This is a genomic window from Arthrobacter sp. YAF34, assembly GCF_052113245.1.
Lineage (GTDB): Bacteria > Actinomycetota > Actinomycetes > Actinomycetales > Micrococcaceae > Arthrobacter.
Window position 1 is genome coordinate 59,027 of the sequence record NZ_JBFRCV010000003.1, and the last position, 13,339, is coordinate 72,365.

At 67.8% G+C, this 13,339-nt stretch carries 11 protein-coding genes; 3 read left to right on the forward strand and 8 right to left on the reverse strand.

All coding sequences use genetic code 11. The features are described from left to right. Positions 1 to 4: 4 nt before the first annotated feature. Both guaB and AB4Y72_RS04715 read right to left on the reverse strand, forming a co-directional pair. The gene (gene guaB, locus AB4Y72_RS04710; protein WP_441425021.1) at positions 5 to 1,516 is read right to left on the reverse strand and encodes an IMP dehydrogenase; all 1,512 of its coding nucleotides are present in this window, start codon (positions 1,514 to 1,516) and stop codon (positions 5 to 7) included. Positions 1,517 to 1,750: 234 nt separating this feature from the next. Then, positions 1,751 to 3,742 (reverse strand): acyltransferase family protein, encoded by a 1,992-nt coding sequence (locus AB4Y72_RS04715; protein ID WP_441425224.1) that lies wholly within the window; start codon positions 3,740 to 3,742, stop codon positions 1,751 to 1,753. A 357-nt stretch (positions 3,743 to 4,099) separates the two neighbouring features. Between AB4Y72_RS04715 and AB4Y72_RS04720 the strand changes: the two genes are divergently transcribed. Continuing rightward, positions 4,100 to 5,068 carry a DUF389 domain-containing protein gene (locus AB4Y72_RS04720; RefSeq protein WP_441425022.1) on the forward strand — a complete coding sequence of 323 codons (969 nt, stop codon included), beginning with the start codon at positions 4,100 to 4,102 and terminating at the stop codon, positions 5,066 to 5,068. A gap of 120 nt (positions 5,069 to 5,188) precedes the next feature. Here the strand turns inward: AB4Y72_RS04720 and groL are convergent, their stop codons facing one another. From groL to AB4Y72_RS04735, 3 genes are all read right to left on the reverse strand, one after another. Next, positions 5,189 to 6,799 carry a chaperonin GroEL gene (gene groL / locus AB4Y72_RS04725; protein WP_441425023.1) on the reverse strand — a complete coding sequence of 537 codons (1,611 nt, stop codon included), beginning with the start codon at positions 6,797 to 6,799 and terminating at the stop codon, positions 5,189 to 5,191. Between the two features lie 80 nt (positions 6,800 to 6,879). Then, the gene (gene groES, locus AB4Y72_RS04730) at positions 6,880 to 7,176 is read right to left on the reverse strand and encodes a co-chaperone GroES (protein WP_028275747.1); all 297 of its coding nucleotides are present in this window, start codon (positions 7,174 to 7,176) and stop codon (positions 6,880 to 6,882) included. 399 nt (positions 7,177 to 7,575) lie between these two features. Next, on the reverse strand, positions 7,576 to 7,971 hold the full coding sequence (locus AB4Y72_RS04735; protein ID WP_441425225.1) for a hypothetical protein: 396 nt from the start codon (positions 7,969 to 7,971) through the stop codon (positions 7,576 to 7,578). 165 nt (positions 7,972 to 8,136) lie between these two features. Between AB4Y72_RS04735 and AB4Y72_RS04740 the strand changes: the two genes are divergently transcribed. Continuing rightward, positions 8,137 to 9,369, forward strand: coding sequence for a THUMP-like domain-containing protein (locus AB4Y72_RS04740; protein ID WP_441425024.1), 1,233 nt, complete (start codon positions 8,137 to 8,139; stop codon positions 9,367 to 9,369). A 63-nt stretch (positions 9,370 to 9,432) separates the two neighbouring features. Here AB4Y72_RS04740 and AB4Y72_RS04745 read toward each other — a convergent pair whose 3' ends face one another. After that, a complete protein-coding gene (locus AB4Y72_RS04745) occupies positions 9,433 to 10,260 on the reverse strand; it encodes a shikimate 5-dehydrogenase (protein WP_441425025.1) in 828 nt (275 codons plus the stop codon). 312 nt (positions 10,261 to 10,572) lie between these two features. On the opposite strand from AB4Y72_RS04745, the gene AB4Y72_RS04750 reads away from it, so the two are divergent. After that, entirely contained in the window at positions 10,573 to 11,724 is a 1,152-nt protein-coding gene (locus tag AB4Y72_RS04750) for a glutamate--cysteine ligase (protein WP_441425026.1), read from the forward strand. Positions 11,725 to 11,745: 21 nt separating this feature from the next. Here the strand turns inward: AB4Y72_RS04750 and tsaD are convergent, their stop codons facing one another. Both tsaD and rimI read right to left on the reverse strand, forming a co-directional pair. Beyond that, the gene (gene tsaD / locus AB4Y72_RS04755; protein ID WP_441425027.1) at positions 11,746 to 12,846 is read right to left on the reverse strand and encodes a tRNA (adenosine(37)-N6)-threonylcarbamoyltransferase complex transferase subunit TsaD; all 1,101 of its coding nucleotides are present in this window, start codon (positions 12,844 to 12,846) and stop codon (positions 11,746 to 11,748) included. After that, positions 12,843 to 13,310: a ribosomal protein S18-alanine N-acetyltransferase gene (gene rimI / locus AB4Y72_RS04760; protein WP_441425226.1), complete on the reverse strand. Its 468-nt coding sequence runs from the start codon at positions 13,308 to 13,310 to the stop codon at positions 12,843 to 12,845. The genes tsaD and rimI overlap by 4 nt, the downstream gene beginning before the upstream one ends. Between the last annotated feature and the right edge of the window lie 29 nt (positions 13,311 to 13,339).

Genomic DNA, 13,339 nt, shown 5'->3' on the forward strand with positions numbered 1-13,339 from the left:
GTCCCTAGCGGGAACCGTAGTTCGGCGCCTCGACCGTCATCTGAATGTCGTGCGGGTGCGATTCTTTGAGCCCGGCCGGGGTGATGCGCACGAACTTGCCGCGCGCCTTCAGCTCGGCAACGGTGGGGGCGCCGGTGTAGAACATGGTCTGGCGGAGGCCGCCGACCAGCTGGTACGCCACGGACGACAAGGGGCCGCGGTAGGCGACCCGGCCCTCGATGCCTTCCGGGATGAGCTTGTCATCGCCGGAGACGTCGGCCTGGAAGTAGCGGTCCTTCGAGTAGGACGTGTTCTTGCCGCGGGTCTGCATGGCGCCGAGGGAGCCCATGCCGCGGTAGCTCTTGAACTGCTTGCCGTTGACGAAGATCAGATCGCCCGGGGACTCGTCGCAGCCGGCCAGGAGGGAGCCGAGCATCACTGTGTCGGCGCCGGCGACGAGCGCCTTGCCGATGTCGCCCGAGTACTGCAGGCCGCCGTCGGCGATCAGCGGCACTCCGGCGGGGATGGCCGCCTTGGCCGACTCGTAGATCGCGGTGATCTGCGGAACGCCAACGCCGGCAACCACCCGGGTGGTGCAGATGGAGCCGGGCCCCACGCCGACCTTGATGCCGTCGGCACCGGCGTCGATCAGGGCCTGGGCGCCTTCGCGGGTGGCGGCCTGGCCGCCGATGATGTCCACGTGCGCGGCCGCGGGATCGGCCTTGAGCCGGCGGATCAACTCCAGCACGCCCTGGGAGTGGCCGTTCGCGGTGTCCACGAAGAGGGCATCCACCCCGGCGTCCACGAGCGCCATGGCCCGCTCCCAGCCGTCGCCGAAGAAGCCGATGGCCGCGCCGACGCGCAGGCGGCCCGCATCGTCCTTGGTCGCGAGCGGGTACTGCTCGGCCTTGGTGAAGTCCTTGGTGGTGATGAGGCCCTTGAGCCGGCCCTGCTCGTCGACGAGCGGGAGCTTCTCGATCTTGTTCGTGGCCAGCTTGTGCGAGGCTTCCTCCCGGCTGATCCCGACGTGCCCGGTGACGAGCGGCATCTTGGTCATGACGTCGCTGACCAGCCGGAGCGGGAAGTCCGATTCGGGCACGAAGCGGGTGTCGCGGTTGGTGACGATGCCCAGCAGCCTGTTGCCCTCATCCACCACCGGCAGCCCTGAGACGCGGTACCGCGCGCAGATCTCGTCCAGCTCAGCCAGGGTCGCCTCGGGGCCGATGGTCAGCGGGTTGGTGATCATGCCGGATTCGCTGCGCTTGACCCGGTCCACCTGGTCGGCCTGGTCGGCGATGGAAAGGTTCCGGTGCACGACGCCGAGGCCGCCCTGGCGTGCCATGGCGATGGCCATCCGGGACTCCGTGACGGTGTCCATTGCCGCGGACAGCAGCGGGGTCTGGACGGTGATGCGCTTGGAGATCCGCGAGGACGTGTCTGCCTCCGAGGGGATCACGTCGGTGTGGCCGGGCAGGAGCAGGACGTCGTCGTAAGTCAGGCCGATGAAGCCAAAGGGGTTGTGTTCGGGCTGGGTCATGAGTGCGCCTCTTACCTTGGGTTACGGGTTCACGGGTAGGGGTTGCAACAGATGACCAGCCAGTCATTACGGGTCTGGTCTGTGCAGAAGGGTTGAATAAATAGTAGAACCTTGGCGGCGATAGCCATATTCCGGGCCAGTAATGTGCGGCATCAGTGTGAGCCGTTTCATGCCGGACGGCTCCCGCGGAGCCCCGCGGAGGTCCGGGGCGGCCCGCCTATTTCACCGGGCCGCCTATTTCCAGCCGGTGGCGGCGAGCAGCCTTTTTTCGAACATGGGGATCATGGTCTGCACGTAGGTCTTGGTCAGGTGGTTGTCGTCCTTGTAGACGTACACGTTGCCGACCACCGCCGGGCAGGTCCCGTTGGCGCAGATGAAATCGCTCATGTCCATCAGGTGCAGCCCGGGCACCTTGCCGCGATAGGCGTCCAGCGGCGAGGACCCGGCAAGCGAATCCTGCTCCGGCACGTTGCACTCGGAGGCGTCGGCGCCGTTCTTCTGGACGCACTCGGGCATGTTGATGGTGAAGCGGGGGTTGTCGCGGATGCCCACCACGTCCATGCCGGCGTCGGTGAAAGGCTTGATGCCCTCAAGGTACTGCGGCACCTCGGTCTCGAACGGCGCCTCCTTGTGGGTCAAGGACGCGACAGTGAAGACGGCGTCAGGGCGGTGGTCCAGGACGTACTGGGTGCTGGCCTTGTTGAAAGCGTTGCAGTCGGCGTCCCGTTCCGGGGACTCCCCGCCGAAGCGGCAGTTGCCCTTCAAGAGGGTGACAACTTCCCAGCCGTGGCGCTTGGCGATCGGCCCCAGCGCCGCCATGTACTGCTGGGCGTGCGAGTCCCCGAGCACCACGATCCGCTTGGTGACCTTCTCGGGTTTGTTGTTCTGCAGGCAGCCCTGCAGCAGGGGGTCGGTCGGGACGTTCTCGTCCGTGCACAGCCCGTCGATGTCGGCCCATTCGTTCTTCATTGCCGCCGGCGCCGGGATGATCTTGGCCTTCGGCGTGGGCTTGCCCGCGTTTTCCGGCGCCAGGGCGGCCGCACCGGGGGTCAGTTCCTTTGGCTGGGCTGCCGCGGCGGCCTCGTCGGCCACGAGCCGGCTCTGCCAGACCGCGACAGGCCCGGCCAGCAGGGCGCCGCAGGCGGCGATCACGACGGCGGTACGCCACGCGCGGCGCTTCGGCCAGTGCCATTCGCGCAGCGGCTTCTCGACGAAGCGGGTGGTGAGCACGGCCAAAACGATGGACACCGCAACGATGCACAGGCCCTGGACAAGGTTCGGCGCCGTGATGCCCGCGCCGGCGAGGGCCAGGACCAGCAGCGGCCAGTGCCAGAGGTAGAGCGCATAAGAGTTGTCGCCCAGCGCCACCAGGGGTTTCCAGGTCAGGAGACGGTCGGCGCCGAAGCGGCTGCCGCTCTGTCCGGCGGTGATGATCGCGGCGGCGGCCAGTGTGGGCCACAGCGCGATGTAGCCGGGGAACGATCGATCCACAGTCAGCAGGAGCCCGCAGGAGAGCATGGCCACCAGACCGGCCCAGCCCAGGACGACCCGCAGGATTTTGCCCGGCTTCAGATACGGCAGGGCGAGGGCCAGGAGGGAGCCCAGGGCGAATTCCCAGAGCCGGGCGCCGGTGTCGAAGTAGGCGTGGGCCTGGTTGGTGGTGGTCTGCTGGATCGAGTAGACCAGGGACACGGCAAAGATGGCTCCGAAGGCCGCGGTCAGCAGGGCGCGGTACCCCAGCAGGGGGTGGTCCTTACCGATTCCTCGGCGGAGGAGCCGGGAAAGAAGGGCCGTGCCGGCGAACACGAGCGGCCAGAGCACGAACACCTGGCCCTGGATCGAGAGTGACCAGAAGTGCTGGAGCGGGCTGGCCCCCGAATGGTCCTGGGCGTAGTAGTCCACGGCGCTGTCCGCCAGGAGCCAGTTCTGCCGGTACAGCAGGGACGCCCAGACCTGGTCAAGGATGTCCGGCCAGCGGCTCTGCGGCAGGATGGCCCAGGTGCCGGCCAGCACGCCGAGAACCACGACGACGACTGCGGGCAGCAGCCGCTTGAGCAGGTGCAGCCAGTGGTGCAGCAGCCGGAGCGGTGCGCCGCTTTCGACCTTGCGCGTGAAGCTGAGCGTCATCAGGAATGCCGAGATGAGAAGGAAGATGTCCACGCCGCCGGAAACCCGTCCGAGCCATACGTGGTAGGTGACCACCATGAGGACGGCGAGGGCGCGCAGGCCCTGGACTTCAGGGCGGAAAGTGGTTTTTTGGCGCGAACTGGCTTTTTGGCTCGAACTGGCTTTTTGGCTCGCCGATGAACCCGCGTCCGCTGCTGACGCGGTGACTATGGTTCGCTCGTTCGACACTAAAAAACCTCTCAGGCCGGCTTCCAAAATGTCAATGTTACCGAACCGTAATGTTCATTGCCAATCGCCAGACGCCCCGGAGCGTCGCGGGGTCCCTGGCGAGGTGCCCTCCGTGGCGCCCTCCGAAGCGCCCTCCGAAGCGCCTCCGGGGCACCTGCGGGTGCGGCTGCGGGCCACGGCGGGATCCGGGTGCCCGCTAGGCTGGTAGGAGTCTGAGGAGGCCGCTAAGTGATCGTGCAGCTGCGCATTTGTGTGCCGGGTGAGTTGTCCGGAATTGTTGTCGAAAGTTGCGAAAGCCAGGTCGGCGTCGCGGAAGTCGCCTTGGACAAGGGTGCCTCCGTCATGCCTCCCGGCGACGTGATCCAGGTCTTGCTCGCCCGCGAATCGGTAGAGGGGCTGGTGGAAAAACTCCATGCCCTGGATGTCCAGACGCGGGGTTCGATATCGGTCATCATGCCGGACCTGGTGCTTTCCGACCGGGCCGACCGGGCGGAGGCCGCGGCACCCGGTGAAGGCGCGGACGCCGTCATTTGGGACGAGGTGTCACGGCAGACCGGCGAAGATTCGCGGCTGACGTGGAGCTTCCTGACATTCCTGATCCTGGCCACCCAGCTGGCGGCCATCGGCATCGTCACGGACTCCACCATCGCGATCGTCGGCGCCATGGCCGTGGGCCCGGAGTTCGGCCCGCTGGCTGCGCTGGCCGTCGCCCTGGTCCGGCGCGAGCGGCGCCTCGGCCGCGACGCGGCGCTGGCCCTCGGCGTCGGTTTTCCCGTCGCCATGCTGGCCGCCGCCTTCACCGCGTGGCTGTCCGTGCCGCTCGGGCTGTTCCCCGCGGACGCGCTGGACCACGGGTCAGCAGTTGAATTCATCTATCACCCGGGTCCGTATTCACTCATAGTCGCCGTCCTGGCCGGCACGGCCGGGATGCTCTCGGTGATCAGCCGGCGCTCAGCGGCCCTGATCGGGGTGTTCATCTCCGTGACCACGGTGCCGGCGGCGGGCTTCGTGGCCGTGGCACTGGTCCTGGGCGAATACCAGAAGGCGGCCGGATCGGCCCTGCAGCTCTTCCTGAACCTGCTGGGAATCGTGGTGGCCGCCGTCGGGGTGCTTCTGTTCTACCGGCTGGTCACCAAGCGGCTGTCGCCCGCCGCCGCCCTGCAGCTGCGGCGCCGGGCGGCCCGTCCGCAGCGCTGACAGGCCGCGGCTGCTCGCTCCGGCCCTCCGGACACGGTGCTCCCGACACGGCGCTCCCGACCCGGGTAGACAAAAGGACGGCCCGGCATTGTGCCGGGCCGTCCTTTGTGCGGGCCGAGATTAGTGCTGGTGGCCTGCGTGCTCGTCCTCGTCGGCCGGCTTCTCCACCACGAGGGTTTCCGTGGTGAGGACCAGCGCCGCGATGGAGGCCGCGTTGCGCAGGGCCGCACGGGTCACCTTGACGGGGTCGATCACGCCGGCGGCGATCAGGTCTTCGTACTCGCCGGACTTGGCGTTGAAGCCCTGGTTGACGGCGGATTCCGCCACCTTGGCAACCACGACGTAGCCGTCGAAGCCGGCGTTCTGGGCGATCCAGCGCAGCGGCTGGGTCAGTGCCCGGCGGACGATGCCGACGGCAGCCGCCGCGTCACCTTCGAGGGCCTGGACGGATGCGTCCTCGTCGAGCGCCTTGAGCGCGTGGATGAGGGCGGACCCGCCGCCGGCCACGATGCCTTCTTCAAGGGCAGCGCGGGTGGAGGACACGGCGTCCTCGATGCGGTGCTTCTTTTCCTTCAGCTCGACCTCGGTGGCAGCGCCGACCTTGATCACGCCGATGCCGCCGGCCAGCTTGGCCAGGCGTTCCTGCAGCTTTTCCTTGTCCCAGTCCGAATCGGTACGGGTCAGTTCGGCGCGCAGCTGGGCCACACGGGCGGCGACGTCTTCGGCCGAGCCGGCGCCGTCGACGATCGTGGTGTTGTCCTTGGTGACCGTGATGCGGCGCGCGGTGCCGAGCACCTCAAGGCCCACAGTGTCCAGGCTCAGGCCCAGTTCCGGGGAGACAACCTGGGCCCCGGTGAGGGTCGCGATGTCCTGCAGCATGGCCTTGCGGCGGTCACCGAAGCCCGGTGCCTTGACGGCGACGACGTTCAGCGTGCCGCGGATGCGGTTGACGATGAGCGTGGACAGGGCCTCGCCCTCGACGTCTTCGGCGATGATGAAGAGCGGCTTGGAGCTCTGCAGCGCCTTTTCCAGCAGCGGCAGAAAATCCTGCACCGAGGAGATCTTGCCCTGGTTGATCAGGATCAGGGCGTCCTCGAGGACTGCCTCCTGACGTTCCACATCGGTGACGAAGTACGGGGACAGGTAGCCCTTGTCGAACTGCATGCCCTCGGTGAGGACCAGCTCGGTCTGCGTGGTGGAGGATTCCTCGATGGTGATCACACCATCCTTGCCGACCTTGCCGAACGCCTCGGCCAGGAGCTCGCCCACCTCGTCGCTCTGGGCGGAGATGGCGGCAACGTTGGCAACCTGCGTGCCTTCGACCGGCCGTGCGTTCTCCAGCAGGCGGGCGGCGACGGCCTCGACCGAAACCTCAATGCCCCGCTTGATCTCACCCGGTGCGGCGCCTGCCGCCACGTTGCGCAGGCCTTCCTTGACCAGGGCCTGGGCCAGGACGGTGGCCGTGGTGGTGCCGTCACCGGCAACATCGTTGGTCTTGGTGGCGACCTCCTTGGCAAGCTGCGCGCCAAGGTTCTCGTAGGGGTCGTCCAGCTCGACCTCACGGGCGATCGTCACACCATCGTTGGTGATCGTGGGAGCGCCCCACTTCTTGTCCAGCACGACGTTGCGGCCGCGCGGGCCGAGCGTGACCTTGACAGTGTTGGCGAGCTTATCGATGCCGGCTTCAAGCGACCGGCGGGCAGCGTCGTTAAACGCAAGCTGCTTTGCCATGGTTTTGTCCTTTCAAGACAGAACCCCGCGCAACTGACCCGTTCTTGATGAAGGATCTGCTGCGCGGGGGTCCAAGAGAGTTACTTTACGACGATCGCCAGAACGTCGCGGGCGGAGAGCACGAGGTACTCGGTGCCGCCGGTCTTAACTTCGGTTCCGCCGTACTTGGAGTAGATAACGACGTCGCCAACGGCAACGTCAACGGGAACGCGGTTGCCGTTGTCGTCAAAGCGGCCGGGGCCTACTGCAACAACTTCGCCTTCCTGCGGCTTCTCCTGTGCGGAGTCCGGGATAACCAGGCCGGAAGCCGTGGTCTGCTCGGCTTCGAGCGGGCGGACAACAATACGATCCTCAAGAGGCTTAATAGAGACCGACACTCGGACCTCTCCTTTTCGTCAGCAAATTTGTGGACTATGAAGCGGTGATGCCATGGCGTACAGACCGTCGTCGCGGTGCCGGCAGCAGCCTGGCGGAACGTGCTTCATGTGTTAGCACCCTCCTAGGGAGAGTGCTAATGACGACTCTATGTAACTGGTTAGCACTCGGTCAAGGCGAGTGCCAGAAATTCATCCCGGTGAACATCTCCCCCGGCGGGACATGCTCATTCTTCGGGGCAGCCAGCGGGCACATGGGCATCATGCCCATCCTTGGCGCCCTGCGTGGGACATGCCCAACGGTCCGGACTGGCCCAAAGGGACATGCTCATTCTTCGCGCCAGGCGTGGGACATGCCCACCCGGGATACCGGGTGCGCCGACACGGCCTGGCGCCAGGTGGCTACTCGCCGGCGAGGTCCTCGAAGTCCACGTCCTCGCCGCCGTCCTCGTCCCCGTCGCGGCCGGCGTCGTTCCGGTGCCGGTACATCAGCACAGCGCCGGCGGCGGCCAGCAGGACACCTGCGATGAGGAAGATGATGCCGCCGAGCCGGGCCCCGGCATAAGTGTCGCGGATGGCCCGCGCCTCGTCGGTGGCGTCGTGGACATTCTTGCCGTCGACCGAATAGACGGTGGCGTTAAAGGAATCGAGGAAGAAGATAATCACCAGCAGGGCGATGCATACGACGGCGATCACCGCGCCGGCGATCAGCACCGGCCTGGCGTAGCGGGCCAGCCCGTGCGGGCGCTGGCGCTCCTGCCCGGGAATGTCCTGCCGGACGTCGTCCTGCCCGGCCATCCCCTGGCCTGCGTCGCTCAGCTCGGTATCTTCCCGCCCTGTCTCGTCCTGCCCGGCCATGTCCGCTGACGTGCTGTCGCCCCTGCCGCTGTCTTCCATGCCATCAAGCCTATCCCCCGCGGTCCGGTCGCCGCGTGCCCGCGGCGCTGAACTACGCTGGATGGCATGACTGACGCACCGCAGGACCACATTGCCCCGATCCTCACCCCCGAGGGCTGGGAGCTGCTGGCGTCACTGGGCCCGTACCGCGAGGACGAGGCGTTCCGCCTCACCGCGGCGTTGCGCAAGGCCGGCCACTCCCCCGAGCTGGTCTCGGCGGTGCTCACCCAGTCCCGGCTGAGGACCAAGGCCGAGGCCAAATTCGGCGAATTCGCCCGGCAGATGATCTTCACCCAGGCCGGCCTGGAGCAGGCCACCCGGCTCACGGTGGCGGCCCGGCACGCGCAGCGGTTCGCGGAGGCCGGAATCGGCCATGTCGCCGATCTCGGCTGCGGACTGGGGGCTGACACGATGGCCCTGGCATCCCTGGACCTGACGGTCACCGCTGTGGAAATGGACGAGGCCACGGCCGCCTGCGCCACGATGAACCTGATCCCCTTCCGCAATGCCACCGTGGTCCACTCCGATGCCACCTCGGTTTCGCTCGAGGGGATCGACGGCGTCTGGCTCGACCCGGCCCGGCGCACCACGTCCACCTCGGGCACCAAAAGGATCTGGGATCCTGAGGATTTTTCCCCGCCGCTGTCCTTCGTGGAATCACTGGCCGGCTCCGGGCGCGCTGTCGGCGTCAAAATGGGGCCGGGCATGCCACACGACTCCGTGCCCGCTGACTGCGAGGCCCAGTGGGTCTCCGTGGCCGGGGACGTGACCGAGGTGACCCTGTGGTTCAACGCGGTCCGGCGCCCCGGGGTGCGGCGCGCGGCCCTCCTGCTCGGACCGCAGGGGGCCGCCGAACTGACCAGCGGCGAGGACTTCGGGGCCGGCCCGACGGCGCCCGTGGGACCGGTGGAGGGCTACCTGTACGAGCCCGACGGCGCGGTCATCCGCGCCGGTCTGGTGGCCGACGTCGCCCTCCAACTGGGCGGGCACCTCCTGGACGAGCACATCGCCTACATCTGCGCCCCTGAGCTGCAGGACACGCCGTTCGCCAAGGCCTACAAGGTCCTCGACGTGATGCCCTTCAACGTCAAGGCGCTCAAATCCTGGGTCAAGGACCAAGGGATCGGCGTCCTGGACATCAAGAAGCGCGGCACCGCCGTGACCCCGGAGGAGCTGCGCAAACAACTCCTGCCCGGCGGGAAACCGGCAGGCTCAAAGGCCAAGGGCAAGAAATCGGCCACCCTGGTCCTCACCAGGATCGGCGAGGACCGGGTGGCCATCTCGGTGGAACCGGTCTAGCGTCCGCGTCCCGGAATTCCGGGACGAAACGGCGGGCCTACTGGGCCGGTCTGCCGGGCGGGGCTACTGGGCCCGCATGAACTCCTCGGCGGCCCGGATCTGCTCGTCGGCAGGGCGGATTCCCGTGTAGAGCACGAACTGCTCCAGGGCCTGGATCGTGGCCACCTCGGCCCCGGTGATCACGGTCTTCCCGGCCGCGCGGGCGGCCTTGATGAGCGGCGTCTCGGCCGGCAGGGCGACGACGTCAAACACCACCTTTGCGGCGTCGATGGCCTCCTGCGGGAAGGACAGCGCGTCGAGGTCCGGCCCGCCTGCCATACCGATGGGTGTCACGTTGATGATCATGTCGGCCGTGCCGGACTCCCCCGCGCCCAGTTCCGCGGTCCAGCCGAACCCGTACTGTTCGGCCAGGGCACGCCCGGAGTCCTCGTTGCGGGCCACGACGGTCACGTCCTTGAAGCCCGCATCGCGCAGCGCGGCCACAGTGGCCTTGGCCATGCCGCCGGCGCCCCGGACCAGGACCGAATAATCGGTCGGGACGGGGTTGCGCGCCAGGAGCTGCTCAATTGCCGTGTAGTCCGTGTTGTAGGCGGTGAGCCTGCCGGCGTCGTTGACGATGGTGTTGACCGAATCGATGGCCTTCGCCGAAGGGTCCATGACGTCCACGAGGGCGATCACGTCCTCCTTGTACGGCATGGACACGGCGCAGCCGCGGATGCCGAGGCCGCGCACCCCGGCGATTGCCTGGCCGAGGTCGGTGGGGGCGAAGGCCTTGTAGATCCAGTTCAGGCCCAGCTGTTCGTACAGGTGGTTGTGGAAGCGCGTCCCGTTGTTGCTCGGCCGGGCCGAGAGGGAGATACACAGGGTCATGTCTTTGTTCAGAATGGGCACAGCTCCATTAAACGCCAGGACCGGTCCTGGCGCCGCAGCCGGCACCAAGCCGACCCGTCGCAGAAGCCGCCGCTGACCAGCGGCGTTTGTGAAGACCCTCACGCGCCAGCGACGGCTTCGCCACCGTCCCGAGGCCGCCCCTGCACTAGACTTGGACCACCGCAGCCCCGCCAGCCACACGGCCGGCCCTCTGGTGTGGGAAACGGCGGGTGACACCGCCGGTGCCACCTCCAGGGGCACGTCCGAGAGTGTTGGCCAGCGCATTTCCCGCCCGGACGACGGCCAGGGACAGCAGAACAATGAAGGGACCACATGAAGATCGAGTTCGCTTCATCCAGGCAGTCGACTCTTGGCGTGGAATGGGAGCTGGCGCTCGTCGACGCCGAGACCGGCGAGCTGGCCTCCGTGGCGAACCAGGTGCTCCGCGGAGTCGCTGCCCGGCATCCCGAACTCAATGAGGACGACGAGCACCCGCACATCAAGCAGGAGCTGCTGCTGAACACCGTGGAACTCGTCACCGGCATCTGCACCACCGTGGCCGAAGCCAAAGCGGACCTGAAGAGCTCACTGGCCGCCGTCCGGGAAGTCACCGACCCCATGGGCGTGGAGGTCTTTTGCGCCGGGAGCCATCCCTTCAGCCCGCCCCAGCTGCAGCCCGTCACCGACAAGGAACGCTACGCGAAGCTCATTGACCGGACCCAATGGTGGGGCCGGCAGATGGTTATCTACGGCGTCCACGTCCACGTCGGACTCGACAGCCGGGACAAGGTCCTTCCCGTCCTGGACGGCCTGGTCAACTACTTCCCGCACTTCCAGGCACTGTCCGCGTCCAGCCCGTTTTGGGGCGGCGAAGACACCGGCTACGCCTCGCACCGCGCGCTCATGTTCCAGCAACTGCCCACCGCCGGGCTGCCCTTCCAGTTCTCCAGCTGGGAGGACTACGAGTCCTACGTCCAGGACATGTTCACCACCGGGGTGATCGACACGCTGTCCGAGATCCGCTGGGACATCCGTCCCGTCCCGAACCTCGGCACCATCGAGATGCGCATCTGCGACGGCCTGGCAACCCTCGAAGAGGTCGGGGCGATCGCGGCCCTCACACAGTGCCTCGTCGACGAGTTCTCCACCACCTTGGACAACGGCGGCACCATTGCGACCATGCCGCCATGGCACGTGCAGGAAAACAAATGGCGCGCGGCCCGCTACGGCCTGGATGCGATCATCATCCTCGACGCCGACGGCAACGAACAGCTCGTCACGGAGCACCTCCGCGAGACGCTGAGGCGGCTCGAGCCCGTCGCGGAGAAGCTCGGCTGCAGCGCGGAACTGGCCGACGTCGAAAAGATCATCAAGCGCGGCGCCGGCTACCAGCGGCAGCGCCGGATTGCCGCCGAGCACGGCGGGGACCTGCGCGCCGTCGTCCTGGATCTGGTCAAGCAGATGCGCCAGGGCCCGGAAGCCTAGCCCCGGCGAGAGGGCAGGCCCTCAGACGGAGACTGTGGTGACCGGCATCGAGGAGTCCGGGGCAAACCCGATCCCGCTCGGTTCCACTCCGGCCATCACCAGCTGCGCCCCGAGAGCCGCCACCATGGCGCCGTTGTCCGTGCAGAGCTGCAGCGGCGGGACCGTCAGCCGGATCCCTGCGGCATGGCAGCGCTGTTCGGTGAGCTGGCGCAGCCGCGAGTTCGCGGCGACACCCCCGCCCAGGAGGACCTCCGTGATGCCGTTTTCACGGCAGGCCAGCACGGCCTTGGACGTGATCACGTCCACCACGGCTTCCTGGAAGGCCGCGGCGATGTCCGCGACGGGAACCGTTTCGCCGCGGGCCTCGAACTCCTCCACGCAGCGGGCGACGGCGGTCTTGAGCCCGCTGAAGGACCAGTCGTACCGGTGCGGGCCGGGTTCCTCGGCCGTGCCCATGTACTTAGGCTGGCTGAGGCCGCGCGGGAACCGGATCGCTTTCGCGTTGCCGGTGCGCGCCAGCTTGTCGATGGCCGGCCCGCCGGGATACCCCAGGCCCAAGAGCCGCGCGACCTTGTCATAGGCTTCGCCCGCGGCGTCGTCGATCGTGGAGCCCAGCAGTTCGACGTCGTCCGTGATGCTCCGGATCCGCAGGATCTCGGTGTGGCCGCCGGACACCAGGAGCGCGCCCATGTTGTCCGGCAGGGTTTCGGGCCCCGTCTCGGGCCGCGGGCCGCCGCCGTCCTGGCGGAGGAGCCCGACGCCGACGTGCGCGACGAGGTGGTTGATGGCGTAGAGGGGTTTCCCGGTGGCGACGGCGAGCGCTTTGGCCGCGCACACGCCCACCATGAGGGCCCCGGCCAGGCCCGGCCCCGACGTGACGGCGATCGCGTCAATGTCCGCGAGCGATACGCCCGCCTCCGCGAGGGCTTCCTGGAGCGTGGGGACGAAGGCGTCGAGGTGGGCCCGGGAGGCGATCTCGGGGATGACGCCGCCGAAGCGGACGTGCTCGTCCATGGAGGAGGACACGGTGTTGGTCAGCAGTTCGGTCCCCCGGACGATGCCGACGCCGGTTTCGTCGCAGGAGGACTCGATGCCGAGCACCAGCGGTTGGGTGCGGTTCATGGTCGGCCTGCTTCCGTTGGCTGGGGGCTGAGTGGTTCGCGGGGCAGCTGGAGCCGCATGATCAGGGCGTCGACGCCGTCGCGGTAGTAACGGGGGCGGACGTGGATCTGTTCGAAGCCGAAGCGCCGGTAGAGCTGCTGGGCGCGGGGGTTGTCCGCCCGGACCTCCAGCAGCACGTCCTGGGCGTGGCGGCGCCGGCTTTCGGCGATCAGCTCGGTTAGCAGGGCCGAGCCGATGCCCTTGCCTTCCTGCTCGGGCACCACGGCGATGGTCTGGACGTCCGAGATCGGCTCGATGCACATCAGCCCGGCATAGCCCACGATTCCGCCGTGGATTTCCGCCACGAGGTACCGCCGGGTGTCGGTCTGCGCGAGCTCGTCGTGGAACATCGGCAGCGGCCACGCGTCCACGGGGAACAGCCGTTGTTCCAGCGCGTGGACGGCCGGGATGTCCGCGGCCTCCATGTCCCGCAGGGTGATCCCGCCGGGCAGCC